The organism is Agrococcus sp. Ld7 (assembly GCF_045064095.1).
Taxonomy (GTDB): Bacteria; Actinomycetota; Actinomycetes; order Actinomycetales; family Microbacteriaceae; genus Agrococcus.
Map to the genome: position 1 here is coordinate 1 of NZ_JBISGY010000001.1, position 26,316 is coordinate 26,316.

27 protein-coding genes and 2 tRNA genes are annotated in these 26,316 nt (G+C 70.7%); 13 read left to right on the forward strand and 16 right to left on the reverse strand.

Going from position 1 to position 26,316, the window contains the following annotated elements; translation table 11 throughout:
* Position 1: 1 nt before the first annotated feature.
* Positions 2 to 88, forward strand: coding sequence for an IS3 family transposase (locus tag ACJJVL_RS00005; protein ID WP_405215985.1), 87 nt, complete (start codon positions 2 to 4; stop codon positions 86 to 88).
* Between the two features lie 90 nt (positions 89 to 178).
* On the opposite strand, the gene ACJJVL_RS00010 is transcribed toward ACJJVL_RS00005, so the two are convergent.
* The 4 genes from ACJJVL_RS00010 to ACJJVL_RS00025 form a co-directional block, all read right to left on the reverse strand.
* Positions 179 to 251: transfer RNA gene (locus ACJJVL_RS00010), tRNA-Ala, on the reverse strand.
* A gap of 55 nt (positions 252 to 306) precedes the next feature.
* Positions 307 to 981 (reverse strand): hypothetical protein, encoded by a 675-nt coding sequence (locus ACJJVL_RS00015; RefSeq protein ID WP_405215959.1) that lies wholly within the window; start codon positions 979 to 981, stop codon positions 307 to 309.
* Between the two features lie 29 nt (positions 982 to 1,010).
* Positions 1,011 to 2,162 carry a hypothetical protein gene (locus ACJJVL_RS00020; RefSeq protein ID WP_405215960.1) on the reverse strand — a complete coding sequence of 384 codons (1,152 nt, stop codon included), beginning with the start codon at positions 2,160 to 2,162 and terminating at the stop codon, positions 1,011 to 1,013.
* A gap of 63 nt (positions 2,163 to 2,225) precedes the next feature.
* Positions 2,226 to 2,885, reverse strand: coding sequence for a GNAT family N-acetyltransferase (locus ACJJVL_RS00025; RefSeq protein WP_405215961.1), 660 nt, complete (start codon positions 2,883 to 2,885; stop codon positions 2,226 to 2,228).
* Between the two features lie 94 nt (positions 2,886 to 2,979).
* Between ACJJVL_RS00025 and ACJJVL_RS00030 the strand changes: the two genes are divergently transcribed.
* Genes ACJJVL_RS00030 through mscL form a run of 3 tightly spaced genes read left to right on the forward strand, consistent with a single transcriptional unit; the run spans position 2,980 to position 4,330 of the window.
* A complete protein-coding gene (locus tag ACJJVL_RS00030) occupies positions 2,980 to 3,579 on the forward strand; it encodes a 5-formyltetrahydrofolate cyclo-ligase (protein WP_405215962.1) in 600 nt (199 codons plus the stop codon).
* A 4-nt stretch (positions 3,580 to 3,583) separates the two neighbouring features.
* The gene (locus ACJJVL_RS00035) at positions 3,584 to 3,898 is read left to right on the forward strand and encodes an FmdB family zinc ribbon protein (RefSeq protein WP_405215963.1); all 315 of its coding nucleotides are present in this window, start codon (positions 3,584 to 3,586) and stop codon (positions 3,896 to 3,898) included.
* A 42-nt stretch (positions 3,899 to 3,940) separates the two neighbouring features.
* Positions 3,941 to 4,330, forward strand: coding sequence for a large conductance mechanosensitive channel protein MscL (gene mscL / locus ACJJVL_RS00040; RefSeq protein ID WP_405215964.1), 390 nt, complete (start codon positions 3,941 to 3,943; stop codon positions 4,328 to 4,330).
* Positions 4,331 to 4,394: 64 nt separating this feature from the next.
* On the opposite strand, the gene ACJJVL_RS00045 is transcribed toward mscL, so the two are convergent.
* A complete protein-coding gene (locus ACJJVL_RS00045; RefSeq protein WP_405215965.1) occupies positions 4,395 to 4,619 on the reverse strand; it encodes a hypothetical protein in 225 nt (74 codons plus the stop codon).
* Positions 4,616 to 8,341 carry an AAA family ATPase gene (locus ACJJVL_RS00050; protein WP_405215966.1) on the reverse strand — a complete coding sequence of 1,242 codons (3,726 nt, stop codon included), beginning with the start codon at positions 8,339 to 8,341 and terminating at the stop codon, positions 4,616 to 4,618. The genes ACJJVL_RS00045 and ACJJVL_RS00050 overlap by 4 nt, the downstream gene beginning before the upstream one ends.
* A 154-nt stretch (positions 8,342 to 8,495) precedes the next feature.
* On the opposite strand from ACJJVL_RS00050, the gene ACJJVL_RS00055 reads away from it, so the two are divergent.
* On the forward strand, positions 8,496 to 9,029 hold the full coding sequence (locus ACJJVL_RS00055; protein ID WP_405215967.1) for a hypothetical protein: 534 nt from the start codon (positions 8,496 to 8,498) through the stop codon (positions 9,027 to 9,029).
* Positions 9,030 to 9,205: 176 nt separating this feature from the next.
* Here the strand turns inward: ACJJVL_RS00055 and ACJJVL_RS00060 are convergent, their stop codons facing one another.
* From ACJJVL_RS00060 to ACJJVL_RS00085, 6 genes are all read right to left on the reverse strand, one after another.
* The gene (locus ACJJVL_RS00060; protein WP_405215968.1) at positions 9,206 to 10,273 is read right to left on the reverse strand and encodes a lipid II:glycine glycyltransferase FemX; all 1,068 of its coding nucleotides are present in this window, start codon (positions 10,271 to 10,273) and stop codon (positions 9,206 to 9,208) included.
* A 152-nt stretch (positions 10,274 to 10,425) separates the two neighbouring features.
* A complete protein-coding gene (locus ACJJVL_RS00065) occupies positions 10,426 to 10,722 on the reverse strand; it encodes a DUF4287 domain-containing protein (protein ID WP_405215969.1) in 297 nt (98 codons plus the stop codon).
* Positions 10,723 to 11,009: 287 nt separating this feature from the next.
* A tRNA-Arg gene (locus tag ACJJVL_RS00070) sits at positions 11,010 to 11,081 on the reverse strand.
* An 85-nt stretch (positions 11,082 to 11,166) separates the two neighbouring features.
* On the reverse strand, positions 11,167 to 11,982 hold the full coding sequence (locus ACJJVL_RS00075) for an NlpC/P60 family protein (protein ID WP_405215970.1): 816 nt from the start codon (positions 11,980 to 11,982) through the stop codon (positions 11,167 to 11,169).
* A gap of 99 nt (positions 11,983 to 12,081) precedes the next feature.
* Positions 12,082 to 12,888, reverse strand: a complete 807-nt coding sequence (locus ACJJVL_RS00080) for a C40 family peptidase (protein WP_405215971.1) — start codon at positions 12,886 to 12,888, stop codon at positions 12,082 to 12,084.
* A gap of 164 nt (positions 12,889 to 13,052) precedes the next feature.
* Positions 13,053 to 13,724 carry an iron dependent repressor, metal binding and dimerization domain protein gene (locus ACJJVL_RS00085; RefSeq protein WP_405215972.1) on the reverse strand — a complete coding sequence of 224 codons (672 nt, stop codon included), beginning with the start codon at positions 13,722 to 13,724 and terminating at the stop codon, positions 13,053 to 13,055.
* Positions 13,725 to 13,821: 97 nt separating this feature from the next.
* Here ACJJVL_RS00085 and serC point away from each other — a divergent pair, with 97 nt between their 5' ends.
* Positions 13,822 to 14,925 carry a phosphoserine transaminase gene (serC, locus tag ACJJVL_RS00090; RefSeq protein ID WP_405215973.1) on the forward strand — a complete coding sequence of 368 codons (1,104 nt, stop codon included), beginning with the start codon at positions 13,822 to 13,824 and terminating at the stop codon, positions 14,923 to 14,925.
* A 12-nt stretch (positions 14,926 to 14,937) separates the two neighbouring features.
* On the opposite strand, the gene ACJJVL_RS00095 is transcribed toward serC, so the two are convergent.
* The 3 genes from ACJJVL_RS00095 to ACJJVL_RS00105 form a co-directional block, all read right to left on the reverse strand.
* Complete coding sequence (locus ACJJVL_RS00095) at positions 14,938 to 16,044, reverse strand: hypothetical protein (RefSeq protein ID WP_405215974.1); 1,107 nt, start codon at positions 16,042 to 16,044, stop codon at positions 14,938 to 14,940.
* Positions 16,045 to 16,198: 154 nt separating this feature from the next.
* Positions 16,199 to 16,885, reverse strand: a complete 687-nt coding sequence (locus tag ACJJVL_RS00100; RefSeq protein ID WP_405215975.1) for a DUF3027 domain-containing protein — start codon at positions 16,883 to 16,885, stop codon at positions 16,199 to 16,201.
* Positions 16,869 to 17,243, reverse strand: coding sequence for a cold-shock protein (locus ACJJVL_RS00105; protein WP_405215976.1), 375 nt, complete (start codon positions 17,241 to 17,243; stop codon positions 16,869 to 16,871). The genes ACJJVL_RS00100 and ACJJVL_RS00105 overlap by 17 nt, the downstream gene beginning before the upstream one ends.
* Before the next feature lie 94 nt (positions 17,244 to 17,337).
* Here ACJJVL_RS00105 and ACJJVL_RS00110 point away from each other — a divergent pair, with 94 nt between their 5' ends.
* From ACJJVL_RS00110 to ACJJVL_RS00135, 6 genes are all read left to right on the forward strand, one after another.
* Complete coding sequence (locus ACJJVL_RS00110) at positions 17,338 to 17,649, forward strand: hypothetical protein (protein WP_405215977.1); 312 nt, start codon at positions 17,338 to 17,340, stop codon at positions 17,647 to 17,649.
* Complete coding sequence (locus ACJJVL_RS00115; protein WP_405215978.1) at positions 17,649 to 19,292, forward strand: helicase-associated domain-containing protein; 1,644 nt, start codon at positions 17,649 to 17,651, stop codon at positions 19,290 to 19,292. Before ACJJVL_RS00110 ends, ACJJVL_RS00115 begins: the two co-directional genes overlap by 1 nt.
* Before the next feature lie 408 nt (positions 19,293 to 19,700).
* The gene (locus tag ACJJVL_RS00120; RefSeq protein WP_405215979.1) at positions 19,701 to 21,353 is read left to right on the forward strand and encodes a DNA repair helicase XPB; all 1,653 of its coding nucleotides are present in this window, start codon (positions 19,701 to 19,703) and stop codon (positions 21,351 to 21,353) included.
* A 42-nt stretch (positions 21,354 to 21,395) separates the two neighbouring features.
* A complete protein-coding gene (locus ACJJVL_RS00125) occupies positions 21,396 to 22,091 on the forward strand; it encodes a response regulator transcription factor (RefSeq protein WP_405215980.1) in 696 nt (231 codons plus the stop codon).
* A 33-nt stretch (positions 22,092 to 22,124) separates the two neighbouring features.
* Positions 22,125 to 23,690, forward strand: coding sequence for a sensor histidine kinase (locus ACJJVL_RS00130; protein ID WP_405215981.1), 1,566 nt, complete (start codon positions 22,125 to 22,127; stop codon positions 23,688 to 23,690).
* A gap of 62 nt (positions 23,691 to 23,752) precedes the next feature.
* On the forward strand, positions 23,753 to 24,043 hold the full coding sequence (locus ACJJVL_RS00135) for a WXG100 family type VII secretion target (RefSeq protein WP_405215982.1): 291 nt from the start codon (positions 23,753 to 23,755) through the stop codon (positions 24,041 to 24,043).
* 361 nt (positions 24,044 to 24,404) lie between these two features.
* On the opposite strand, the gene ACJJVL_RS00140 is transcribed toward ACJJVL_RS00135, so the two are convergent.
* Positions 24,405 to 25,079, reverse strand: coding sequence for a TetR/AcrR family transcriptional regulator C-terminal domain-containing protein (locus ACJJVL_RS00140; protein ID WP_405215983.1), 675 nt, complete (start codon positions 25,077 to 25,079; stop codon positions 24,405 to 24,407).
* Positions 25,080 to 25,256: 177 nt separating this feature from the next.
* On the opposite strand from ACJJVL_RS00140, the gene ACJJVL_RS00145 reads away from it, so the two are divergent.
* Entirely contained in the window at positions 25,257 to 25,745 is a 489-nt protein-coding gene (locus tag ACJJVL_RS00145) for a DUF6326 family protein (protein ID WP_405215984.1), read from the forward strand.
* Positions 25,746 to 26,316: the final 571 nt, after the last annotated feature.

Here is a 26,316-nt window from a genome sequence, read left to right on the forward strand (position 1 = left end):
CATGCGCTGGTACAACGAGGAGCGAATCTCCTCAACCAGAAAGGACCTGAGCCCGGTGGAACACCGGACTCAGGTCCTCACGGGCTAGGCTCCCGTCAAACCGGTCCAACTTTCGGGGACCAGTTCAGTGGCCGGGGGCTTTCTCTCTCGTGAGCGCTGCCGCGTCTCAGGACAGTCGTGGACCCGGGGGGAATCGAACCCCCGACCTTCTCATTGCGAACGAGACGCGCTACCAACTGCGCCACGGGCCCGGACTCCGAAATCGTACCCGACACATCCGAGTCCGGTGAAATCGGCATCGTGCACTCACTCCCGCGTACGGACGTCCGCGGTGAGGATGATCAGGAACTCGTGCGCATCGGTGAGCACGTTGAGGTAGCCGGAATCGACGCTCAGCACGTACCCCGTCACGGTGCCCTGCGCGGTGCCGATGCGCTCGTGCGGCACCCACGGCGTCGGCACCAGCGCGGCGAGCAGCAGCATCGCGGCGGCCGCGATGGCGGCGATCCGCGCGAGCACGGATGCGAGCGCGCGCCTCAGCCCGTTCTCGCGGGGAAGACGCCGCATGAGCACGATGAGCAGCATGCCGGCAGCCGCCGCGAGCGGCAGCCACCAGCTGCCGAAGCTCAGCACGAGCGCGATCGTCAGCACCGCGGCGAGCACGATGCACAGGCCGAGCGTCAGCCGGTGCCGCCTCGGTCCCCACAGCCAGGCCGCACTGAGCAGCGGCAGGAATCCGATCAGCAGCGCCTCGGTGACCACCGGGGTCGCCATGAGCGAGCCGACCAGGATCGCGACGCCGTCGCCGAGGCCCACGGTGGAGGTGACGAGGAAGGCGGTCTCCCACGCGTAGCCGGAGACGGCGAAGATGCGCAGCATGAGGAACGCGAACGCCCAGATGGCGGCGCTGAACGCCGTGCCCGACCAGTGCTGCGACGCGTCGCGCTTCGCCGGCTCGTCAGGGGTGCGAGGCGAGGCCATCGGGGCGCGCTTCCGCAGTGGTCACGAGGTCACCCGACGCGCCGCAGGAACGCCTCGTGCACGTCGACATCCCCGATCGCGTCATCGATCAGGCCCATCGACGCGAACGCCGACCTGCTCGCCTCCGGCTGCGGGGCGCGTGGGGCCACGCGGTGCTCGTCGGGCGACGTCTCGATCGGCGCATCGGCGCGCGTCACTTCGAGCGACTCGGCGACGGCCTTCGCGCGCCCCTGCTGCACCTGCACGATCGGCAGCGCGGGCTCGGTCGGATGCAGCCTGCGCTCCTGCTCGGTGAGCGAGACGGCCGCCTCGCCCTCGATGATCGCGTCGAAGCTCCGCTCGAGCTGCGTCACCCGGGCAATGGGGCCGGAGATCGCCCGGCGATCCTCGGCGAGCTGCTGCCGTGCGCGCGCGAGCAGGTCGTCGCTCGGATGGCGCGGCGGGGCGTAGTCCGCGGGGAGACGCTGCTCGGGCACCGACTGCGGCGTCCACTGCCGCGAGCGTCGCACCTCCTCGGTGCGCAGCGCGCTGCGGGCCACGATCTGCTCGGTCATGCGCGCCTCGCTCGCGACGGCCTCCGCGGCGACCTCGCGCGCCTCGGAGATGCCGGTCACGCGCGGCGCGGTCGCGACCGCGACCCTGCGCATCCGCGATGCCGACGTGTTGACGGCCACGAGCCCGACTACGCCGAGCACCGCCACCGCGGCGCCGGCCGCGAGCAGCAGCTGCAGCCCGGGCACGAGTGCCCCGGCCGTCATGGCGACGGCACCGAGCACGACGAGCGCGAAGCACGCAAGGCGCGTGCGGCGCAGGCGCTGCGAGCGCGACACGGTGGACTTCACGGCGGCGCGCACCTCGCGCTCCACCGCCTTGATCTGCTCGTCGAGCTCGCGGGCTCGGGCGACCGCCTTCGCGTGCTCCATCGCCTGCTTCAGGCGAGCCTCCTTGGCGACCGCCTTCTGCTGCACGGCGATCGTGCGCGCATCCGCCTCGAGCTGCACCTCGTCGGGCGCCTCGGCCGACTCGGCCATGATGCGGAGGGTCTGCTGCAGCCGGATCGCGTTGCGCTCGGTGGCCAGGTACTCGCGCTTGCGGGTCCAGACCGGCACCAGGTAGGCGACCCAGAGCACGACGGCGACGATGAGGACGAGTGACGTCCCGAGACCTGCGAACTCTGGCATGGTCTGCACGGTAGCGGCGGCGAACGCCCGAGCAGCGCAGGCGATGCGGCGGTTCGTTCACCCTCAGGTGGAAGTCGCGCCCCGAGGGTCGCCGCCGACCTGCATGGGGTACACGGCGCGGTCGAACGGCGGCACCTGCCCGGCGAGGAACCGATCGAGCACCCGACCGGGCAGCTCGTCGCGCACGAGCGCGAAGCAGAGGTGGTCGCGCCAGTCGCCGTCGATGTGGATGTAGCGGCGGCGGCAGCCCTCGTAGCGGAAGCCGAGCTTCTCGACCACGCGCAGGCTCGCCACGTTCTCGGGCCGGATGCAGATCTCGACCCGGTGCAGCCCCATGGCGAGCATCAGGTGGTCGGTCGCGAGCGCGACCGCGGTCGTCGTCGCTCCCCTGCCGGCGAACCGGCGGGCGATCCAGTAGCCGAGCGTGCACGAGGCGAGTGCGCCGCCGGTGATGTTGGCGACGTTGAGCTGCCCCGCGAACTCACCGTCGACCTCGATCGCGAACGAGAGCGCGGTGCCCTGACGGTCGGCCTCGAGCAGCGAGCGAATGGACGATCGGGTGTCGAAGCGGCCGGTCGGCTGCGTGCCGGGCAGCGTCGCCTCCCAGCGCTCGAGCCAGGGACGGTTCTGCAGCAGCTCGGATTCCAGCACCTTGGCGTCCCGGGGTCGGATGCCGCGCAGGGTGACGTCGCCGTGGGTGAGCCGGGGCGCGGTGTCGAACACAGATCGAGACTAGCCGCGCCCGCTGGGGCCGAGCACATCGCGCCGACCCGAGCCGAATCGTGCATCGTCCGCGCCGACCCGCTAGATTCCGGCTGTGACTGAGGACGAAACCGCCATCGAAGATGCCAAGCGCGCGCTGCGGCGCGAGCTGCGCACGCTGCGCGCCGAGCGGGGCGCCGCCTGGGCCGAAGCGCAGGCGGCCGCCATCGCGGCGCACCTGCAGGAGCTCGTGATCGCGCACGGCGCGCGCACGATCTCCGCCTACCTGTCGACGCCCGACGAGCCCGACACGCGCCGGTTCCTCGCCTGGGCGGGCGCGCAGGGCATCCGGGTGCTGCTGCCCGTCATCCGCGAGGACGGGCTGCTCGACTGGGCCGAGCACGACGGCACCGAGACGATCGAGGCGACGCTGGGCATGCCGCAGCCCGACAGCGACGCCCTGCCGCCGACCGCGCTCGACGAGGTCGACCTGATGCTGATCCCGGCGACGGCGGTCGGTCGGGACGGCTCCCGCTTGGGCGGTGGGCGCGGATTCTTCGACAAGACCATCGCAGCCATGGCAGAATGTCCTCCGGTCTATGCCGTGGTGCACGACGACGAGCTCTTCGACAGCGTTCCCTCCGCCGGCTACGACCAGCCCGTCGACGGTGTGGTCACCCCGTCCGGGATCACCCGCCTCACCACCAGGAGCTGAAGCCATGCCCGTCTATGCCTATGCCTGCACCGCGTGCGGTCATGCCTTCGACGCGCGGCAGGACTTCTCGGATGCTGCGCTCACGACCTGCGAGGCATGCGGCGGTGTGCTGCGCAAGCAGTACGGCTCCATCGGCGTGAGCTTCAACGGCCCCGGCTTCTACCGCACCGACTCGCGTGCGGCGGCAGGCGCCGGCGCCCAGAAGGCCGAGGCGTCCGCGCCGAAGCAGGCCGAGGCAGCGTCGAAGCCTGCCGGCGCGGCCAAGCCCACGGCATCCTCTTCCGCCGCGTCCAGCGGCGGTTCCGGTTCGGCCACCTGACCGAACTGTCTCTCTCACCACACCACACACAAGGAGAAGCCCATGGAGGGATTCAAGAAGTTCCTGATGCAGGGCAACGTCGTCGAGCTCGCAGTCGCCGTCGTTGTCGGCACCGCCTTCACGGCCATCATCGGCGCCTTCACCGAAGCGATCATCAACCCGCTGCTCGCCGAGGCGTTCAACGCCGATGAGCTGGCCAGCGCCGAGGTCGGCATCTTCAAGATCGGCCTGCTGATCGCGGCGATCATCAACTTCATCATCATCGCGGCGGTGGTGTACTTCGTGCTCGTGCTGCCGATGGCGAAGATGAAGGAGCGCCACGACCTCCGCAAGGGCATCTCGCCCGAGGAGCCGGCGGAGACGGACGTCGACATCCTGCACGACATCCGCGATCTGCTGCGCGCGCAGAGCGGTCCCGCGCAGCGGCTCTGACGTTCCGCACGACGCAGCACTGCCGAGACGGGCGGTCCCAGCTGGGGCCGCCCGTCGTCGCGTGTCAGCCCCAGTGCGGGGGCACGTCGCCCTGCAGGCGCGCGTCGTTCTCGCTGGACTCCCCCCGCTCGAGGGCCGGCTCGCCGGTGTAGCCGGGTGGTGGCTCGGTCGAGACGCGCCGCCCGCGCCTGCGGATCACGAGCGGCGCAGCCTGCCCGTCGGCCTGCAGCCCGTCATCGGCGCTGCCCGCACCCTCCACGGGCTCTGGAGCCGAGGACTCGTCGCTCACGGCGTCGACGCATCCGCCCCGACGAGCTCGGCGATGCGGTCGGCCACGCCCTCCGGGTCGGTGAACAGCTCGAACGCGTGCACGCGCATGGTGTGCCAGCCGAAGCGGCGCAGCACCTCTGGGCGCAGTCGCAGCGCCTCGCGCAGCGTGCGGTCGCCGTCGTCGTGGTCGGCCTCGATCGCGGCGCAGATGCCGCCGTTGGCGACCACGAGCGGCAGCTGTCCGTCGTAGGAGACGTCGGCGCGCAGCCCCCTGCGGCGCAGGCGCGTCGCTAGGTCGATCATGAGCGGATCGCCACCGTGGTACGACTGCGGGCGGTCGCCCGCGATCGCGTCGAGCAGGATCTCGCGCAGCTGCGCTGCGCCGTGCTCGAGCTTCTCGGGGTCGAGCTCTGCGGGGTCGAACGCGGTGACGATCTGCAGCGACTTGCGCGCGCGGGTCATCGCGACCGCCAGCAGGCGCTCGCCGCCCGTCTGGTTCAGCGTGCCGAAATCGACGTTCTTGCCGTGCCGGGTGTGGCCGTAGCCGACCGAGAAGATGACGCGGTCGCGGCTGAGCGCACTGGCGTGCGTCACATCCACGATCACGAACGGCTCCTCGCGCTCGGCGACCACGAAGTCGGTGAGCGTCGAGCTGTGCGCGAGCGCGGCCATCACGGCCTGCTGCACGCGCACCTCGTGCTTCTCGTTGGCGGTGACGACCATGAGCGAGTCGTTCGGGCGCTGCCTGGCGTGCTGCGTGACCAGCTGCACGACGCGCTCGACCTCCGCGTCGGGACTCTCGACCGTGGCCGCGCCCTGCTCTGGCAGGCCGTAGGCGTCCTGCACGATCTGCGCGGTGAGCGACGCGTGGCCGAGGTAGGCGCCCGCCCACGGCAGCGCCTCGATGCGGCCCTCGTAGAAGCGGTCGTTGACCGCGGTGACGAGGTCGGCACCGCCCGTGCGGTACGAACGGGTGAGGTGCAGCGTGGGCAGCACCGCGCCCAACCGCGACAGCGCCGATTCGGCATGCAGCTCATCGGGGGTGGACAGCTCTGCGCTGGGCCGCACGCCGAGCGTCGAGATGCCGACGTCGAAGGGCGCGGGCGTCTGCGTCACGGAGTCGCCCACCGCGATCACCTGGCGCGCACGGCTGATGGCGCCGGCCGCCTCCGCGATCGTGATCGCACCGGCGTCGGCGATCACCACGGTGTCGAACGGGATGCGCTTGGGCACCCGGTGCAGGTCGTAGGGCGAGGCGAGCCACACCGGCGCGACCGCGCGCGTCAGGTGCGGGGCGACACGCTGCAGCTCGTCGGCGTCGACCGGGCCGGCCTGGATGAGCGCGCGCAGCGCATCCGCCTCGTTGGCGTGGTCGTCGATCGCGAGCCGCCACTGCTGGGCGATCTGATGCGCGAGCCTGGCGCTCGACGCATCCACGTGCGCCTCGTCGACGAGCGCGAAATCCTGCTCGAGCCTGCGCAGCACGTCGGTGTTGCCGCGCAGCAGCGCCCGCTCCTTCGCAAGCATCGTCTGCAGCGCCGACTGCCACCAGGCGAGGTCGAGCTCGTGCTCGACCTGGTCGTCGCTCACGTGCCGGTCGGCGAGGTCGGTGAGCAGCTCGTCGAGGCCGAGCCGCTCGATCGAGGCGAGCAGCTGGGCGCGCTCCTGGATGTTCTGCAGCGCGTCGCTGGGTGCGGCGAGCTCGGCGATCCGGTCGGTGAGCTCGGCGAAGGGCAGATCGACGCTCTTCGTCTCGGGGCTGAGCGCCGCATCGAGGCGGTCGAGGCGCTGCACGATGCCGCGCAGGCGCACGTCGAGCGCCGCGAGGCCCGCGGGCACCGAGGGGATGGAGCCGTCCGGCGCGAACTTCGCCCACAGCCGGCGCTGCTGCTGCGCGGCGATCAGCACATCGTGCAGGTCGGGCACGCTCGCGCCGGGCCGCACGTGCTCCTCGGCGAGCTTCCGCAGGCGCCGCCGCTGCATGCTGCCGAGCGACTGGATCGCCTCCCTGCGCGGACCCGTCGCCGTGATGAGCTCGCCCAGCGGGCGGTCGTACACCGACGGCGTCATGTCGTCGAGCGTCGCCCGCACGTCGGTGAGCAGCGCCACCTGGATCTCGAGCTCGGTGAGTGTTGCCGCCGGCCGCAGCTTCGTCTCGCCGATGACGGCGCGAGCCTCCTTCTGCAGCGTGAGCAGGTCGCCTCCGGCGAGCGCCTGCGCATCCTCGAACGCGGCGGATGCGTCGGCCGAGGTCGCGAACGAGGCACCGAACCAGGGCGTGTCGCTCGGCCCGTACTTGAACTGCCCGAGGTCGGCGGCCTTGCGCACGGTCGCCGCGACGCGCGGGCGGTCGGTCGCGAGCTGCCGCGTGGCCGTCGCGCTCAGTCGAGCGCGCGTCGACGGCGCCACCGGCAGCATGGCCAGCCGCGAGAGCTCCTTGAGCGCGTCGAGCACCGAGACGTGCAGCTCGGGGTCGACCCGCTGGAGCGCGACGCGGTAGTCGAGCAGCACCTTGCGCAGCCGCAGCATGGCCTCGTCGATCTCGTTGGTCTCCGGTCGCTGCGAGCCCTCGATCCGCCGGATCGCCGCGATCAGGTCGCGCCGCAGCGTCGCCTCCGACACGGCGAGGCCCGCGAGCTTGCTGGCGGCGAGGCGGTCGGCGACGTCGCGCAGCGTCGCACGACGAGGGCTGACGACGAGTACGCGCTTGTCGTCGCCCACGAGCGCGGCGACCGCGTTCACGACGGTCTGCGTGAGGCCGGTGCCAGGCAGCGCCTCGACGACGAGCGAGTTGCCGGCAGCCACCTCTGCGATGACCGCATCCTGCTCGGCGTCGGCGTCGAGCACCAGCCGATCGATCTCCGGGTCGCGCCGGTCCTGCGGCGTCTCATCGATGCCGGCGCGGCCCTCGCGCACGCGCCACGCGGCCTGCTCGTCGCCGCGCACGGCGTCGAGCACGTCGTGCTGCTGCTGCTGCAGATCTGCGGCCATCGGCTCGCCGACGTCGGCGTAGGTGGAGGCGAGCAGCCGCGCCTCGACGGCGAAGCCGGGCACGTGGGCGGCCGCCTGCCGCAGCGCGTCGAGCACCGCGTTGGGCGTGAACGTGCCCTTGCCGGAGCCGAGCTGCGAGAGCTGGCGCTCGTCGACGCGCACGCCGTGGTGGGCGCGCAGGATGCTCGCGAGCCGCGGGTTGACGAAGGGACGGCCGAGCAGCTGCAGCTCGTAGTCGCGGCCGCGGCGGCGCACCACGAGCGGTCGCAGCAGCACCGGGCCGTAGACCTCGCCGTCGCCGTGCGGGAAGCGCGCCATGCCGATGCCGAGGTGCACGGCGTCGATCGATCTGGCGGCGGCCAGCTCGACGCCCTTGGAGGCGATCGCGGCGGCGGCTGAGCGCGCAGCGCGCAGCGCGAGGTCATCGCGGATCAGGCTCGAGAGCGCCGTCGGGCGCCCGGTGATGAACTGCGCGAGGCCGCCGGGGTGGGTGGTGGAGAGCTCGATGCGGGTGGCGGTGGTGTCGATGAAGTCCGTGAGCGGGCTGCGACCGCCGACGCGGCGCAGCGCGTGCGCCCACGCGTCCCACTCGCCCTCGCGCCGCACGGCATCCGTCTCCTGCACGGCGTAGGTGTCTGCGCCGGACGTGGCCGGCTGGGCACGGGCAGCCGCCTCCGGCTCGCGCGCGTCGCCGTCCCCGGGGATCGGCGTCACTCCGTCGCCCTGGATCTCGGTCTCGTCATCACGCACACCGTGAGGATAGTCACGCGCTCGCGAGTAGCGGGCGTGCCGCCCCGCGAACACGCGAAATCCCGGTTGCGGCGACCCGGTCGGCCAGCGCGACCGCTCTTCCGGGAGCGACAGGAAGACGCTATAACTGGGGCTATCGACGGGAGGGGCCGGTATGCGCGGCAGAGAGCCCTTCGACGTGGCTGCATCCACCGCCACCGCAGAAGCGCTTGCCGGCAGGATTCCCGACGAGGCGGTGCCGGCAGCACTCGCAGTGAATCAGGCGCATGCCGATGCCCAGAATCAGACGCTCGGCAACGTCCGCACCCGGGCTGCGACCGTGCTGTCGTCAGCAGCGGTGGTCGTGACCTTCGCGACCAGTGTCGGCCTGCTCCGAAACTCCGCCTCTGGCGACGGTGTCACGCTGCACCCCGGCATCGCTGTCGCGCTGCTGCTGATCGTCGTGGCGATCGGCGCGCTGACGGTCTTCACGCAGCTGCCGCGCACCTGGTCGTTCAATTCCGGCTCCGATGTCTTCGGCACAGAGTCGAGCCTCTTGCAGATCCAGCGGGCCGCGTTCATCCTGCTGGAGGTCGCCATCGCGCGCAACGACCGCCAACTCGGGAAGGTGCTCTCCGCCTACCGCTGGAGCACTGCCCTGCTCGGTCTCGAGGCTGCGCTCGTCGTCATCGGACTGATCGTGTCGTGATCGAAGCAATGGAGGCACCGAATGGAAATCAACGATAGGCAGGGCGCTGACCGGCAGGGTGGCGCGAAGGAGAGCGAAGACGCGACGAGCCGCGAGGCGCCGAGCGATCTGCCCCACGACGGCACAGGAAAGAACTGACGCGGCGGCAGCGCTGACTGCGTGGTCGCCGCGATCCGCTAGTACCAGGCGTCGCCGGTGCGGCGGGTGTAGACGGCCCGCAGCCAGCGGCCGGCCTTCTGCCACAGCGCGTAGCGACCGCTCAGCGGCAGCTCGAAGGTGGGCATGTACTTCACGGGCTGCTGCGCCCACGCGGTCTTGAACGTGTAGAGGCCGCGGATGTCGCTCGTCTCCCACTCGGCCGGGTCGGGGATGTTCGCGAGCTCGTACAGCGTGACGCCCTGCGCGTGCAGGTCCTGCATGATCTTCCACTGCATGAGATAGGGCGCGAAGATCTTCGCGTTCTCGCGGATCGAGCCCGCGTCCTTGTACCAGGCGGTCTCGCCGAAGCGCATCACGAACGCCATCGACTGCACCTCGCCCTCGTACTGCGCGACGTAGAAGTGCCCCTGCCCGACGGTCTTGTAGACATCCCAGATGCGCTGGAAGTAGTCCGCGTGGCGGAAGTAGCCGCCGGAGCGCGTCTTCGTCTCGCCGATCAGGCGGTGCATCTCCGCCTCGTTCTCGGGCGTCATCTCGGTCTTCGTCACCGTCACGCCGAACTTGTTCTCGGCGGCGCGGTACGAGTTGCGGGCGCGCTTCTTGAAGCGGGCCGCGACCTCGTCGAGCGTGCCGGTCAGGTCGACCGCGACCGCGTGCTGGTACTGACTGGATGCAGCCGGCACCCAGCCGTTGCGCTCGAACGCGGCGATCAGCTCCGGGTCCTCCGCCTGGAAGGTCTCCATCTTCAGACCGAACCAGCGCTTCGGGTAGGCCTTCGCACGCGCGGTGATGGCATCGACGGCGGCGGCGTCGATGCCGGAGACGCGCGGCAGGAAGAGGATGCGGCCCGCGAGCGGCGCGCTGCGCTCGAAGAGCTGGATCGGCAGCTCGCGCACCGCGCCGTCAGCGGTCGGAACGGTGACCACGTCGCGCAGCGCCTTCCAGGGGCTGTGCTGTCGGGTCCTCGACCACGCATCCGACTGCATGTAGTGAGCGCGAGGCTGACCCTCCAGCACCTGGGCATCCCATGCGGCGCCGTCGGTCGCCTTCGCGGACTTCGGCTCACTGGCGGCGGAGATGCTCATGCGCTCGCTCTCTGCATCGATGCGGTCGGGTGGTGCGGCGCCGATGGCACCACCCCCGATGGTACCGGCGCGCCCGCTGCAGGCCCGCGCGACGCTCCCCGCGCCGAGCGCTGCGATGCCGAACCGTGCGGTGCCGCACCGTTGCAGCCGGGTCAGTGCGCCGAGGGCTTCGTCTTCTTGCCGTCGAGCCACAGCAGGTCGGTCTCGTCGCGGTGCACGCCCGCCGAGCCCACGTGCTTGGCGTCGATCCGCGGCCCGTGCTTGATGACGTGCACGAGCGCCATGCCGTGGCCGCGCCCCAGCCCGTAGTCGGCGTGCAGCCAGGCGAGGATGTCTCCCGCCTTCACGCGCTCACCGTCGAGACCGCGCTCCTTCGCCTGTGCGATGAGCTCGCGAGGCGTGTGGCCGGTCTTGTCCTCGATCGCGTCGAGGTAGGCCTGGAATGACATAGCGCGAGACTACGCGCACAGGTGCCCCTGGAGGTGTCCGGGTTCACGACATAGGTCTCACTTGATAGGTCGCTCATGAGTCGCGACATAGGTCACAGTCGCTGGCATGTCTCGCGCTCGGGTGGCCGTGTTGAAGATCGTCTCGAAGCAGCTGTCCCAACGACATCCAGCCCAACCGCAGCTACTGGCGGAACACGCAGAAAGCCCCCGGCCGATGGCCAGGGGCTCCCAACTCGTGACCTATGTCGCGACTCAGGTGAGACCTATGTCGCGACTCATCACACAGGTGCCCCTGGAGGGATTCGAACCCCCAACCAGCTCCTTAGGACGGAGATGCTCTTCCATTGAGCTACAGAGGCAGGGCCCGATGATTCTAGCGCGGGCCGGATGTGCGAAGCGCCCGCCCCCCGGGAAGGAGGACGGGCGCTGCGCACGAAGCTCAGATCACGTGATGTCGATGAACACCGGGGCCGAGCCGCCGATGTTGACGCCTGCGACCACCGTGTTGTAGCCGCTCCAGCCGCCGTGCACCGCACGGCCACCGCCGATGTAGATGCCGATGTGCGCGCGCCCCACGCCACCGTCGGCGTAGTAGATGACGTCACCGGGCGAGGCGGCTGACATCGGGATGGTCGGGCCGAGGTTGAACAGCGAGCCCATGCCCGAGTACGGCAGTCCGGCCGCGGCGATCGAGCGGCGGACGAGCGCGACGCAGTCCTGCGAGACGCCGACCTGGCCGAGCGCGGCGTTCGCGATCACACTGCCGGACGCACCAGCGGATGCCGCGGCGGGAGCGGGCGCAGCGGCAGCGGAGGACGAGGACGAGGACGAGCCGGAGTTCGACGAACCGCTGGTGGCGCCGCTGGTGCGCGCATTCGCGGCAGCAGCCTCCTCAGCCTGCTCGGCCTGGGCCGCTGCCTGCGCCTGGCGCTCTGCCTCGGCGGCGGCCTCCAGCTCAGCGAGGATCTGCTCGAGCTCCTCGGGCGTGGTTGCCTGCACGTCGAGGCGGTCCGTGCCCAGTCCGCTCTCGCCCGCCGTCACGACGCCGGAGACCTGCTGCGCGTCGCGAGCGACGAGCGCCGACAGCGACTCCTGCGATGCTCCGTCGTTCGTGGTGGCGAACGCGGGCAGTGCCAGCGGGGTCGCGAAGGCGGCCGCGACGGCGATGACGCCGACCCGACGGGCGTTCCGCACGACGGAAGCGCGGCTGAACCGCTTCGCGCCGGACTCGATGCCGGTCATCTCGGTGGAATTCGTCACAGGTGCTGCTCCAAAACTGTTGATGCGTCGATGCGCCGCCGGGCGGCACAGAGACTCACGTTACCAAATCGTTATGCGTTTGTCACCCGGCTCGCAGGATCAGCCGAAACGGCGGACATCCGGCGTGCCGAAGGCGGCCACCATGGCTGCGTAGTTCGAGTACTTGACGGGCTTGCCGCTGGTCGCGGCGTGGATGATCTGGCCGTTGCCCGCGTAGATCGCGACGTGGCCGTTCCAGACCAGCAGATCACCGGCCGCGACCTGCGAGGCGGGCACGCCCGTGCCGACGCCGCGCTGTGCGCCGGAGGAGTGCGGCACGTAGTAGCCCGCCTGGCCGTAGACCCAAGCCGTGAAGCCGGAGCAGTCGAAGCCGGTCGCCGGGCTCGAGCCGCCCCAGACGTAGGGGGCACCGAGCTGCGACTGGGCGATGCCCACGATGCCGCTGTTCGCGGGGATGCTCACAGCGGCGGGTGCCGCCGCTGCGGCGGACGTGGTGGATGCGTCGGTGTCGGCGCTCGCGCTCGTCGCCTCGCTGTTGGCGGCGGCGGCCTCACGAGCCGCTGCGAGCTCGGCCTGACGCGCCTCCTCCGCCTCCTGAGCGGCGGTGCGGAGCGCCTCGAGCTCTGCGGCCGTGGTGCCGGAGATGCCGTCGCGCGCGATCGTCTCGATGCGAGCGTCGCCCGCGACCGAGACGGTCTGCGAGTTCTCTGCGACAACGCTCGCGAGCTCGACGTCGCTGAACTGGGGGCTCTGCGGCGAGAACGCAGCCGCTGGCAGCGAGAGCGCACCGATGAAGGCGGCTGCGATGCTGACGACGCCGACGCTCTTCGCGCCTCGACGCAGGGATGCGGAGGCAGAGCGAGCGGGCTGGTGCGCGACCTCGACGGCCGTGGTGTGGTGCTTCAACGTGCGTTTCCCCCGGGACATTCCTTCAGGTCCCCACACCTCGATGTGCGGGGCTGACCCGGCGACACTACCCGACCGTTACCAATTCGTCACAATCCCACCCACCCCTCCGGCGAGCCTGCACGTGGGCTGGACGGCTCCTGAACGCACCGCGTCGCGCGCGCTCAGCGGGCCAGGTAGACGTGCTGCGCGAGCTCGACCGGCAGGTCGATCGCGGTGCCGCCGACGACGCTGAGGCGGATGCGGCCTCCCGCCTCGCTCACCTCCACGGTCGCGCCGGGCAGCACACCGGCCGCCTGCAGCTCCGCCAGCCCCTCGGTGTCGGACTGGATCGGCTCGCCGAGCCGGCGCACGACACGCGACCCGCGCGCATCCGTGGCCGGTTCGACGCCGTCGAGGAATGCGGCGGCCGGGGTGAGCCCCAGCTCCTCGAGCCCCGGGATGGGTGTGCCGTACGGCGACTCGCTCGGATTGCCGAGCAGCGCGACCAGGCGCCGCTCGACCTGCTCGCTCATCACGTGCTCCCACCGGCAGGCCTCATCGTGCACGAGGCTCCAGTCGAGTCCGATGACATCGGCGAGCAGCCGCTCGGCCAGACGGTGCTTGCGCAGCACCCGGGTCGCGAGCGCGCGGCCCTGCTCGGTCAGCTCGAGGTGGCGATCGGCGCCGACCACCACGAGGCCGTCGCGCTCCATGCGGGCCACCGTCTGCGAGACGGTCGGGCCCGAGTGATTCAGCCGCTCCGAGATTCGGGCGCGCAGCGGCGTGATGCCCTCCTCCTCGAGGTCGAGGATCGTGCGGAGGTACATCTCGGTCGTATCGACGAGATCGGTCATCCGCACCCCCTTCGCACCCTGCGCATCCCTGTGACCGTCGCTCAGCCGCGTCACGTGGGCTCCACCTTATTGCGCCGCGCGCTCGTAGGATCGTCCTGTGAGCGACATCGTCATCCCCCGCGACCTGCTTCCCGTCGACGGCCGGTTCGGCTGCGGCCCCTCGAAGGTGCGGCCCGAGCAGGTCTCGCGCCTGCAGTCCAGCATGGAGCTGCTCGGCACCAGCCACCGGCAGGCGCCGGTGAAGTCGCTCGTGCGCTCGGTGCGGGAGGGCCTCAGCGAGCTCTTCGCCCTGCCCGACGGCTACGAGGTGCTGCTCGGCAACGGCGGATCGACCGCGTTCTGGGACGCCGCAGCGTTCGGGCTCATCGAGCGCCGGTCGCACCACCTGACCTTTGGCGAGTTCGGGGCGAAGTTCGGCAAGGCCGCCGCTGCGCCATGGCTCGAGACCCCCAGCATCGCGAGCGCCGAGCCCGGGTCGCGCCCCGAGCTCTCCCCTGTCGACGGGGTCGACGTCGTCGCCTACCCGCACAACGAGACCTCCACCGGCGTCTTCCACCCGGTCGTGCGCGGCCAGGAGGGCGCGCTGACGGTCGTGGATGCGACCAGTGCGGCCGGCGGCCTCGCGGTCGACGTCGCGCAGAGCGACGTCTACTACTTCGCACCGCAGAAGAACTTCGCCTCCGACGGCGGGCTGTGGCTGGCGCTCGCATCGCCCGCGGCGATCGAGCGCATCGAGCGCATCGCGGCCTCCGACCGCTACATCCCCGACTTCCTCTCACTGCAGCAGGCGGTGACGAACTCGCGGCTCGATCAGACGCTCAACACGCCCGCGCTGTCGACGCTGCTGCTGCTCGACGAGCAGATCCGGTGGATGCTCGCGGGCGGCGGCCTGGAGGCGATGGCGGCGCGCACGGCGGAGTCCTCATCGACGCTCTACGCCTGGGCCGAGGCTCGCACCGAGGCGACGCCCTTCGTGAGCAACCCCGAGCACCGGTCGAACGTGGTCGTCACGATCGACTTCGACGACTCGGTCGACGCGGCGGCGCTCGCGAAGGCGCTGCGAGCGAACGGCGTGGTCGACACCGAGCCGTACCGCAAGCTGGGCCGCAACCAGCTGCGGGTCGCGACCTTCGCGGCGATCGAGCCTGACGACGTCGTGCAGCTCACGCGCTGCCTCGACTTCCTGCTCGACGCACGCTGAGCGCCTGCGCGGCTACAGCGTGGAGCGGAACGTCGCTGCCGCTGGGCTCTCGTCGGGGAGGTCATCCCGTCGGACGGCCTTCACGGTGCCGCCGCCGCGCAGCACGCGCACCGCGAGCTCGTCGAGCAGCCCGTAGGTCGTCGGTCCCGGCTGGTCGGCGAATGTGACCGCGCCCCACTCGTCGATCGAGCCCTCATCGGTGGATTCGAGGTCGAACAGCAGCGTGTCGACCAGACCGCTGACGGCTGCTCGTGCGATCTCGCTCAGCTGCGAGCTGGCGCGGCCGTCGGCCCGCAGGGTGCCGAACCGCTCGCGCCACGCTGCCAGCTCATCGTCGCGGTGCTGCTCGAGCACCTCTCGTGCTCGCGACTCCAGCTCCTGGGTCGACAGCGACGACGGGTTCGCGTCGATGCCGTGCTCGAGGAGACCGCGATAGGTGTTCACCTCGCGGTACGCGGGCTCAAGATCCTGCGCGGCGCAGAGCACGAGCGGCAACCCCGAGTCGCCGATCACGGCGAGCACGGCATCCTGCACCGCAGACGCATAGGAGCGCTGCTCGACCTTCGGCCCCAGAGCGCCCTGCGCGCGAACGCGGTCGAAGCGGCCGCCCGTCGTGGTCGTCTCCAGATTCTCGCCCACATCGGCGGGCAGTGACTCGAGCTCGATCTCCTCGCTCGACGCATCCGGGCCGAGGAACACCAGACGCACCGTGCCCTCGGTGATGCCGAGCACATACCCCGTGTGGCCGAAGGTGGTCGCACGCAGGAGCGGCCCGATGTCGAAGCGGTCGCCCACGGCAGTATGGGTGGGCAGCTCGTTCATCAGTCGGAAGCTGCGCACGAAGCCCGGCGCGAGGAAGACGGCGATGCTGCGCGCCTGCGTCGCCCACAGGTCGCGGTCCTGCTCGAGCGCCTGCACGGATTCTGCGATCGCGTGCTGTTCCTGCCGGTCGGCTCCGGCCTCGCGCAGCTCGCCCATTGCGCTGTTCGCAGCGGAGCGCAGGGCGAGTCGCGCAGCCTCACTGTCGAGCGAGAACGGCTGGCGCTCCGAGCCGGTGCCGGGACCGGTACCGGATGCCACGTACAGCGCGACGCTGCTCGCCGCCCGATGCTCAGACAATGGAAAGATATCGTCCAGAGAGAGAATATCAATAGTCATATCTCTATTGTACTCTTGAGTTTATCGATAAGCAAGCAATTTCCGCTTTGCATTCCGCAGCAATTCGGCGGAATGGCATTCGCGCCGCTCGAACGCGGTGCGAGGGAGGAGGAACTCAGCTGCGGCTGTCGTCCTCGTCGTCCTCGATGTCTTCGTCGTCGTCGTCCTCGATGAAGTCGTCATCGAAGTCGTCCTCGAGATCCGACTCGAGATCGGATTCCAGCTCCGGGTCGAGCTCCGTATCGTCGGCCTCGTCGTCGGCATCCTTGGCCGCGAGGTAGTCGGCGAGTCGATCGGTCCAGGGCACCCACGCGGGGGCGAGCAGCGAGGTCTCGCCGGGCAGCAGCGCCACCTCGAGGACGCTCGGGCCACCCTCGACGCCGCGCGAGAGCAGCACCGTCCAGGACCAGTCCGGGTAGCCGGCCAGCAGCGACGCGTGGCGGATGGCGACCACCTGCGCCTGGCCGTGCGCGCCTCCCTCTGCGAGTGCGTCCTGCACCTCGCCGACAGCACCGGCGGGGGCGATCTCATCGAGCGCAGCGAGTGCCAGCTCGAGCTCGCGCATCGTGGGCGTCGTCGCCTCGGGGGCCGGCTGCTCGGCGTGCGCTGCTGCCCGGTCGAGCGGCTCCTGGGTGGACGACTGCCCGCCGTGCGCTGCGTGGTCGAGCGGCTGCCGGGTCGACGGCTGCTCGCCGCTCGACTCGGCCAGCTCTGCCTCGCCGGCCTCCGGCTCGGGGATGCGGTGCTCGTGCACGACCGCCTCCTGCGGCTCGGCCGACTCGGACTCAGGCGTCGAGGTCATCGGCGACCCTTCGCAGCATCTGGGCGACGGTCGATCCGTGCGCGGCGCTGGGATAGCGACCGCGACGCAGGTCGTTGCCGATCGTGTCGAGCAGCCGCACGAGATCCTCGACGATGATCGCCATGTCCTCGGTGTCGCGACGCGAGGCCTTGACGGCGGTCGGGCCGATGACCCGCACCGAGAGCGCCTGCGGTCCCCTGCGCCCCTCGGCGACGCCGTAGTCGACCTTGGCACCGGGCTTGATGTGCACGCCCTCCGGTACCGCTGAGGCGTGCAGGAAGACCTCGCCACCGTCGTCGCCGGCGATGAAGCCGAACCCCTTGGCCTCGTCGAAGAACTTCACCCTGCCGGTCGGCATGGCACCCTCCCGCTGCGATCCATGCGCGGCAACCTGCCGCTCGCACCAGGGTAGTGGGGTCCACCTGAGCCGTTTGCCGCGATAACCTGGTCGGATGCCGAAGGCCAGCAACAACCCGACGCAGCGCCCGAGGCAGCGCCCGTCGCAGCTTGCCCCTGAGCCTCGCCCCGGCCGCGATCGGCTCGAGCGCGTGCTGGCCATCCTCGTGATCGTCTTCGGCGCCATCGCGCTCGTGGGCTTCGCCGCCACCATGCTGCACGTGGCGCTCCGGGACAGCATCCAATTCTTCGCCGGCGTCGCCTGGCAGTACGCCTACTGGCTGCCGCTCGTCGCGCTGCCCCTGATGATCCTCTGCGTCGTGGCCCTGGTGATCTCGAACGCCAGCGGCAAGGCGCGCAGGCGCTGATGCTGGTCGTCGAGCTCGCCGCTCGCATCCAGGCGATGACGGATGATGCGCTCCACACGCTCGTCGTGGAGCGCCAGGCGCCGCTGCAGCTCGCTTCCACGTTCGACCTCGCCGAGCACCTGATGCAGGATGCCTCGATCGAGCAGGCGCTCGCGTGGCGCACCGCGGCCGAGCTCGCGATGCTCCGCGAGGGCGGATCCACGCCTCGGCTCGATGCGCTGCTGCTGGGCGTCGACGGCGCCGCGCTGCCTCGCGTGCGCGAGCTGGCGGCCGCCGCCGACTTCCAGCCGTCCGACCCGGTCGCCGCAGTCGAGAGCGCGACGGCTCCGCAGTCGGCCATCGACGAGACCATCAAGGTCTCCGAACTGGTGCATCGCGTCGCCGACGCGCCCATCCTGCTCCGCAGTCGCGCGCAGCTGCCGGCCGCCACCGTCCGCACGCTCGCATCCGCCATCGACGGCGAGCCGGCGCAGCTCAAGGAGCGGTTGCAGCCCGCGCTGCAGGCGGGCCTCATCGACCGCCGCGACGGACGGCTCCGCGCCACCGTCGACGCCGACGCCTGGCTCTCGGCACCCGTGCCGGACCGTTGGTTCGCGCTCGCGAGCGCCTGGCTCGCTGCCACGCCGGACGCGGATGCCGTCGCCGGCGACCCGCGCACCGGGTTCCCGCTCGCCGACGCAGGGGTGCTCGCCGTGCGCGAGCGCCAGCACCGCCAGGCCGAGCGACTCGGTCTGGCGGACCACGGCGCTCCCACCGCACTTTCCGTCGATCTGCGGGAGCGCCCAGCAGCGGCGCGCGCGGCGCTTGCCGGCCACGTGCCGCCCGCCACCGCATCCGTCTACCTGCAGCCCGACCTCTCCGCCGTGGCACCCGGTCCGCTCGAGGGCCAGGTGGAGGCGCGCCTGCGACGCATCGCGACCATCGAGCGCGCCGGTATCGCCTCCCACTGGCGCATCAGCGCCCAGTCGATCGCGGCCGGCCTGGCTGCGGGCGATGACGCCGACAGCGTGCTGGCCTTCCTCACCGAGATCTCGCTCACGGGTGTGCCGCAGCCGGTCACGTACCTGGTGCGCGACACCGCCGCGAAGTTCGGCTCGCTGCGGGTTCGCCCCGTCGATGCGCTCTCCGAGGGTGGCGCGCGATCGCAGGCGCGCAGCGACGACGAGCATCTCATTCGCACGATCGCGGTCGACCGCGCGCTCGTGACCGCGGGCCCGGCGCAGACAGGCCCGCATCGCGTGACGTTCCGGATCAGCGCCGAAGAGGCGCTGGAGGCGCTGCTCGAGGAGCGCTACCCCGCCGTGCTGGAGGACGAGGCCGGCGAGCTCGTGCGTCGCCGCCCCGATCGGGCACCCCGCCCGATCCCGGAGCGCCACCGGCTCGTCGACCGGCTGCGCGATGCGGGCTTCGAGGTCGGTGAGCACGAGCGCGCGTGGCTCGAGCGGCAGCTGCAGGGCGCCATCCGCGATCGCGTGCCCGTGCGCCTCACGGTGAGCACGGCCAGCGATCCCGTCGACGTGGAACTCGTGCCGCTCGCGGTCGCCAACGGCCGGCTGAGAGCCCGTGACGCGAACCGCGACGTGGAGCGCACCCTGCCGCTGAGCGCCATCACCAAGGTCGCCGGCCTCGGCGCCCTCGACTGACGCCCCGCAGCCGCGCGCCCTCGCCCTCGCTCTCGCGCCTCGCCCTCGCCCTTCGCGCCTCACCATCTCGCCCTTCGACCTCGCCCTTCCCCTCCTCTCGCGCCTCGCCCTCGCCGTTCGCTCTCGCCGCAGAAATGTCGCCATCGGCTCGTTTCAAGCCGTTATGCCGACCGATAGCGACAACTCTGCGTCGCGCCCCGCTCGGTGACACCTGCGCCAGCGGCAGAAATGTCGCCATCGGCTCGTTTCGAGCCGCTATGCCGACCGATAGCGACAACTCTGCGGGCAGCGCGGGGGCGAGGGCGGCGCGCGGCGCGGCGCGCATCCCCGCGACGCATCGCCGCGTGCCCGCGCCAGCCACACGCCGAGCCAGCAGCACCGCAGCGCAGCGGGGTAGACTCGAAGGCTGTGACACTCCCAGGCCCCCTCATCGTGCAGTCCGACAGGACGGTGCTGCTCGAGGTCGCCCATCCGGATGCCGCCACGGCACGTCAGGCGCTGCAGGTCTTCGCCGAGCTCGAGCGTGCGCCGGAGCACATCCACACCTACCGCGTCACGCGCCTGGGCCTGTGGAACGCGCGCGCCGCCGGCCACACCGCCGACGAGATCATCGGCACGCTCGACACCCACGCGAAGTTCCCCGTGCCGCCCGGTGTCGCCCACGACATCCGCGAGACCATCGGCCGCTACGGCCGCCTCGTGATCGAGCGCGACGAAGAGGGGCTCGTGCTGCGCAGCGACGACCGCCCGGTGCTCGAGGAGGTGCGCCACTCGAAGCACATCCAGCCGCTGCTCGGCGGCCCCGTCGAGGGCGGCATCCGCATCATCGACTGGGCGCGCGGCGAGCTCAAGCAGCAGCTGGTCAAGCTCGGCTGGCCCGCAGAGGATCTCGCCGGCTACACCCCCGGCACTCCGCTCGAGATCGACCTGGTCGAGGACGGCTGGTCGATGCGCCCGTACCAGTCGGATGCGGTGCGGCACTTCTCCGATGCCGGATCCGGCGTCGTCGTGCTCCCCTGCGGCGCCGGCAAGACGATCGTCGGCGCCGCGGCCATGGCCGCCACCGACACCACCACGCTCATCCTCGTGACCAACACCGTCTCCGCACGGCAGTGGCGCGCCGAGCTGCTCGCGCGCACGACCCTGACCGAGGACGAGATCGGCGAGTACTCCGGGCAGTCCAAGGAGATCAAGCCGGTCACGATCGCGACCTACCAGATCCTCACGGTCAAGCGCGGCGGCGAGTACGCGCACCTGGGCGTGCTCGACGCGCTCGACTGGGGCCTCATCGTCTACGACGAGGTGCACCTGCTGCCCGCCCCCGTGTTCAAGCTCACCGCCGACCTGCAGGCGCGCCGCCGCCTCGGGCTCACCGCGACGCTCGTGCGCGAGGACGGTCGGGAGTCGGATGTCTTCAGCCTCATCGGCCCGAAGCGGTTCGACGCGCCCTGGAAGGAGATCGAGCAGCAGGGCTTCATCGCGCCCGCGGAGTGCTTCGAGGTGCGCATCACCCTCGACGAGGACGAGCGGCTCGAGTACGCGGCCTCCGGTGACCGCGACCGCTACCGCATCGCCGCCTCCAGCCCGCGCAAGATCGATACCGTCAAGCGCGTGCTCGCCGAGCATCCGGACGAGCCGACGCTCGTGATCGGGCAGTACCTCGACCAGCTCGACGAGCTCTCCGCCGCGCTCGACGCGCCGCTCATCACCGGAGAGACCCCGGTGAGCGAGCGGCAGGAGCTCTTCCAGGCGTTCCGCGACGGCACCGAGAAGGTGCTCGTGGTCTCGAAGGTGGCGAACTTCTCGGTCGACCTCCCGGATGCGTCGCTCGCGGTGCAGGTATCCGGCTCGTTCGGCTCCAGGCAGGAGGAGGCCCAGCGCCTCGGCCGCCTGCTGCGCCCGAAGGGCGGCCGCACCGCCAGCTTCTACACGATCGTCGCCCGCGACACCGTGGATCAGGAGTTCGCGCTCGGCCGCCAGCGCTTCCTCGCCGAGCAGGGCTACGCCTACACGATCCTCGATGAGCACGAGGTCGGCCTGGCCGACCGCGCGAGCGCATAGAGCTCCCAGCAACCATTCAGCGAACGATCAGAGACTGACAGAATGACTGAGCCCAGCGCCAAGATCCTGGTCGTCGATGACGAGCCCCACATCCGCGACCTGCTGTCGACGAGCCTGCGGTTCGCAGGCTTCGACGTGCGAGCCGTGGGTGCCGGCGCCGCCGCCATCTCGGCCGTGCTCGACGACGAGCCCGACCTCATCCTGCTCGACGTCATGCTCCCCGACATCAGCGGCTTCGGCGTGACGAAGCGGCTCCGCGCATCCGGGTTCACGTCGCCGATTCTCTTCCTCACCGCGAAGGACGACACCGACGACAAGATCACCGGCCTCACGGTCGGCGGTGACGACTACGTGACGAAGCCGTTCTCGCTCGACGAGATCATCGCGCGCATCAAGGCGATCCTGCGCCGCACGATGGCCGAGAGCGACGAGGCGACCCTGCACGTGGGCGAGCTGGCGATGAACCAGGACACGCACGAGATCACCGTCGCGGGTGAGGAGATCGAGCTCTCCCCCACCGAGTTCAAGCTGCTGCGCTACCTGATGCTGAACGCCAACCGGGTGCTGTCGAAGTCGCAGATCCTCGACCACGTCTGGGAGTACGACTTCAACGGCGATGTCGGCATCGTCGAGTCCTACATCTCCTACCTGCGCCGCAAGATCGACGACCGCGTGAGCGAGCCCATGATCGTGACCAAGCGCGGCTTCGGCTACATGCTGAAGACGCCGAAGGCGTAGGTGTGCGGGGCGCTCACGCGTCTGCTCGGCCGGATGTCGCTGGCCGGGCGGATCACGGCGCTCATCGTCGTGGTCATGACCTTCGGGCTCGCGCTCGCCGGCGTCGGCACGCTCTCGATCATCCGCGACTCACAGGTGGCCGCCGTCGACCGCGATCTCGACGAGGCCATGCGCGCCTTCACCAGCGAAGAGGTCACGCGGACCGACTCCCCCGAGCAGTGCGCGCTCGCGCAGCGCATGCCCAACGTGTACTACCTGGGCGTCGCGAATGCATCGGGCCAGGTGCTCTGCGACAACAAGCTGCCCGCAACAACGAATCCCGACCTGTCCGACGTGACGCTCGGCACGGTCGCGCAGCACTCGGGCGCCTTCACGCTCCACTCGATCGATGGCGAGACGCGCTGGCGCACGCTGGTCGCGCCCAGCACGGTCGCGGACACCGGCGAGCTGCTGGTGTCGATCGTGGCGATCGACCTGACGGCGACCGAGAACGCCACGGCGTCGTTCACGCTGGTCTTCACCGGCTTCTCCGCGCTGGCCGTCGTGCTCGGGGCCGCGCTGACGCGCATCCTCGCCGTCTCGACGCTGCGCAGCCTGCGCAAAACCGCCGCCGAGGCGCAGCGCTTCGCCGACGGCGACTACGACACCCGCCTCACCGGCGAGCCGCCCCGCACCGAGGTCGGGTCCCTGCAGCTCTCGCTCAACACCATGCTCGACCGCATCGAGGCCGCGATCGAGCAGCGCGATGCATCGGTCGCGCAGATGCGCCAGTTCGTCGGCGATGCCAGCCACGAGCTGCGCACGCCGCTCGTGACCGTGCGCGGCTACGCCGAGCTGTATCGGATGGGTGCCATCTCGGCGCCGGACGACGTCAAGAATGCGATGGAGCGCATCGAGGGTGAGGCGAAGCGGATGGCTCGGCTCGTCGAGGATCTGCTGCTGCTCGCCCGGCTCGACGAGCGCCGCCCGCTCGATGCGCAGCCGCTCGACCTCGTGCCGCTCGTCAACGACGCGGCGAGCGACGCCCGCGTGAGCACCCCCGACCGCGCCGTCTCGGTGGTCGCCGTCGACGCGGATGCGCTGAGCCCGATCGAGGGCCACGACGACGCACCGCCGTCGAACGAGGTGTTCGCGCCGCCGCCGCTGCAGCCGCCCGCCATCGTGCAGGGTGACGAGCATGCGCTGCGACAGCTGCTCTCGAACCTGATCGGCAACGCCACCCGTTACACCCCCGAGGGATCGCCGATCGAGTTGGGCGTGGGTGTCTCGAACCGCCGCCGGGAGGCCGTGGCGATGGTGATCGACCACGGCGACGGCATCCCGGAGGAGATGCGTCAGCGCGTCTTCCAGCGCTTCTTCCGCACCGAGCTGTCCCGCACCCGCGACACCGGTGGCACTGGGCTCGGTCTGGCAATCGTGCAGGGCATCGTGCGCGCGCACTCCGGCCGCGTCGATGTGGTCGAGACGCCGGGTGGAGGCGCGACCTTCCGCATCGCCATTCCGCTCGCCGACTCCGCTGCCGTGATGGCGCTCAGCCAGCGCCTGCGACCGGAGACATCCGGCAGCCATCCACAGGCGCTCCGCTCGCCGCGCGGCTGACTCGCCCGCTCCCCTACCGTCTGCTCCCGAGCGCGGATGCTCCGCGCAGGAGTGAGGGGATCATGACCAGGTATGTCGTCGACGCAGAGGCCATCCACGGCGCCCACATCGCGGTGCGGGGCACCGCCAGCCGCGTGCAGGCGGAGGTCTCTGCGATGCACAGCCACCTGCAGGCGCTGCAGGACTCGTGGAGCGGGCAGGCGTCCGTCGCCTTCCAGGGCGTGGTGCAGGAGTGGCGCGCCACGCAGGTGCGGGTGGAGGAGTCGCTCGCGGCCATCAACGAGGCGCTCGCGCACGCGGGGCGCCAGTACGACGAGGTCGAGCAGGGCAACCTCCGCATGTTCGCCGCGTAGTCCGCCGCACCCTCGTAGGTCGAGGAGCGCACCGCCGCAGGCGGCGCGCGTCACGAGACCGCACCCGCCCCGCCGACTCGACCAGCCCTCGTAGGTCGAGGAGCGCACCGCCGCAGGCGGCGCGCGTCACGAGACCGCACCCGCCCCGCCGACTCGACCAGCCCTCGTAGGTCGAGGAGCGCACCGCCGCAGGCGGCGCGCGTCACGAGACCGCACCCGCCGTGCCAACTCGACCAACGTGCCGAACGGAGGACGTATCGCGGGCGGAGGACGATCGCTCCTCCGCCCGCGACAGATCCCGAACCCGTCCTCTATTCGCGACCCCGGTGCCGCGACCAGCGGCGCGAGCCGCAAGAAGGCCCTACGAGGAGGCGCGCAGCGGCTCGAGAGCGGCCAGCACGAGGTCGAGGCCGAAGGTGAACTCCTCCGCCGGGTCGTAGCCGGCAACGACCAGTTCGGCCGCGGACTCGCTGAGGTACGGGAACTCGTCAGCGGGGAGCTGGGGCAGGTAGACGTCCTCGACCATGGTGGCGAGCTCGTCGGCGGTCTCGAACGGCAGGCTGGCTCCCTGCACGGCGAAGCCGTAGATGTAGCTGTCGAGCAGCCAAGTGGCGTGCGTTGCCATCAGGACCGTGAAGCCAGCCTTCCGCAGGCACGCGGTGATCGCTTCTCGGTGGCGGAGGTGCGCGGGCCCCGGCGCCGTGCGCGAATCCATCAGACTGATCGCCCACGGATGCCGCGCGAGCACCTGCCGCGCGGAGATCGCCCGGGATCGCATCGCCGGTTGCCAGGCGATGCCTTCAGTCGGGAGTTCGATCTCCTCGAACACGACGTCGATCATGCCGTCCAGCAGCTCTTCCTTGCTCGCCACGTAGTGGTAGAGCGACATCGCACCCACACCGAGCTCGCGGGCCAGCCGGCGCATGGTCAGCCCGTCGACCCCCTCGCGATCGGCGAGCCTGACCGCTTCGGCGACCACGCGTTGCTTGTTGAGCCCCGTGTCCGACACGGTCTCGCGCTGCTCCTTCGCTACCACGGATGTCCTTCCTCGCTCGGAACGCTTGACAACCGTACAGCGTACGGTCATAGTACAGCGTACGACGTACACTGTACGAGGCACGAGAGCTCAGCGAGACTATGCCGACCCGTGCGTCTGCAGGCCCATACCTGTCGCCACTTCGGCGGCGGGACCACCTCTCTCGAAAGCACGCCGATGCCCACCCGAACCAAGACCACCAACCGTCTCGAGAACCCGCCGGTCCCCGTCCAGGCCAAGCTGGCCGCGGCCTGGACAAGCCTCATGTTCCTCGTCATCTACATCGACTACTTCCACCTCTACCAGCCCGGCGAGATCGACCTCGTCCGGAATGGCGTCATCTTCGAGTTCGACATCAGCGGTGCCCTGATGTCCGCGTTCTTCGCGGTCATCGCGATCCCGACGCTGATGATCGTGCTGTCTGCGGCACTGCCACCCCGTGTGAACCGCGCGACGAACCTGGTCGTCGCATCGCTGTACATCCCCGTGATGCTGTTCAACGCGGCAGGGGCGACCTGGGACTACGCCTTCTACTACGCGCTCACGATCGGCGTCGAGGTGCTGCTGCTGGCCTACATCCTGCGGTCGGCGTCCACCTGGCCTCGTGTGTCTTCGACGGCCGACCGCGTGGTGAGCGAGGGCCCACGACCCACCGTGCGCTCATGAGGTCGGAACCTGGCTCGCAGCGTCGCTCGGACACGACACGAACGAGGCAGCCTCCGCGGTCGCCGGAACGCTGAGCCGCACCCGTCTCGGGATCACGACCCCGCAGCAACGACGATGCGCCGCAGTCTGAAGACCGCGGCCTATTGTCGCGAACGGAGGACGCGCGCCGGGAAGAGGACGATCGATCCTCCGCTCACGGCAGATCGCGGATCCATCTTCGTTTTGGGACGCGGAGGGGCGGGGCGCGGTGGCGGCACGGCGGCGGCACGGCGGCGGCACGGCGGCGGCACGGCGGCGGCACGGCGGCGGCACGGCGGCGGGGGACGCGGAAGGGCCCCAGCATTGTGAACTGCTCCCCGGAAGTTGGACTGAGAATCTCAGTTCCGACTTCCGGGGAGTTGTCGTATGGATCGAAGAAGTTCTCTGTCTGAAGAGCAGCGCGAGGCGGCGATAGCGTGGTTCGAGCTGGGCCACGGGTCCGGCTCGACGGCCACGGTTCTTGGTGTCGCGCGAGATCCCGTGAACGCCTTGTATCGACGCTGGCGGATCAGAGGTGGGGACGCGCTCGTGA

Bases quoted from the DNA above. Each gene is read 5' to 3' on its own strand.
- ACJJVL_RS00005 (WP_405215985.1), top strand. From the start codon at position 2: ATGCGCTGGTACAACGAGGAGCGAATCTCCTCAACCAGAAAGGACCTG.
- ACJJVL_RS00015 (WP_405215959.1), bottom strand. From the start codon at position 981: ATGGCCTCGCCTCGCACCCCTGACGAGCCGGCGAAGCGCGACGCGTCG.
- ACJJVL_RS00020 (WP_405215960.1), bottom strand. From the start codon at position 2,162: ATGCCAGAGTTCGCAGGTCTCGGGACGTCACTCGTCCTCATCGTCGCC.
- ACJJVL_RS00035 (WP_405215963.1), top strand. From the start codon at position 3,584: ATGCCCGTCTATGCCTATGCCTGCACCGCGTGCGGTCATGCCTTCGAC.
- mscL (WP_405215964.1), top strand. From the start codon at position 3,941: ATGGAGGGATTCAAGAAGTTCCTGATGCAGGGCAACGTCGTCGAGCTC.
- ACJJVL_RS00055 (WP_405215967.1), top strand. From the start codon at position 8,496: ATGCGCGGCAGAGAGCCCTTCGACGTGGCTGCATCCACCGCCACCGCA.
- ACJJVL_RS00060 (WP_405215968.1), bottom strand. From the start codon at position 10,273: ATGAGCATCTCCGCCGCCAGTGAGCCGAAGTCCGCGAAGGCGACCGAC.
- ACJJVL_RS00065 (WP_405215969.1), bottom strand. From the start codon at position 10,722: ATGTCATTCCAGGCCTACCTCGACGCGATCGAGGACAAGACCGGCCAC.
- ACJJVL_RS00085 (WP_405215972.1), bottom strand. From the start codon at position 13,724: ATGACCGATCTCGTCGATACGACCGAGATGTACCTCCGCACGATCCTC.
- ACJJVL_RS00100 (WP_405215975.1), bottom strand. From the start codon at position 16,885: ATGACCTCGACGCCTGAGTCCGAGTCGGCCGAGCCGCAGGAGGCGGTC.
- ACJJVL_RS00105 (WP_405215976.1), bottom strand. From the start codon at position 17,243: ATGCCGACCGGCAGGGTGAAGTTCTTCGACGAGGCCAAGGGGTTCGGC.
- ACJJVL_RS00110 (WP_405215977.1), top strand. From the start codon at position 17,338: ATGCCGAAGGCCAGCAACAACCCGACGCAGCGCCCGAGGCAGCGCCCG.
- ACJJVL_RS00115 (WP_405215978.1), top strand. From the start codon at position 17,649: ATGCTGGTCGTCGAGCTCGCCGCTCGCATCCAGGCGATGACGGATGAT.
- ACJJVL_RS00125 (WP_405215980.1), top strand. From the start codon at position 21,396: ATGACTGAGCCCAGCGCCAAGATCCTGGTCGTCGATGACGAGCCCCAC.
- ACJJVL_RS00130 (WP_405215981.1), top strand. From the start codon at position 22,125: ATGTCGCTGGCCGGGCGGATCACGGCGCTCATCGTCGTGGTCATGACC.
- ACJJVL_RS00135 (WP_405215982.1), top strand. From the start codon at position 23,753: ATGACCAGGTATGTCGTCGACGCAGAGGCCATCCACGGCGCCCACATC.
- ACJJVL_RS00145 (WP_405215984.1), top strand. From the start codon at position 25,257: ATGCCCACCCGAACCAAGACCACCAACCGTCTCGAGAACCCGCCGGTC.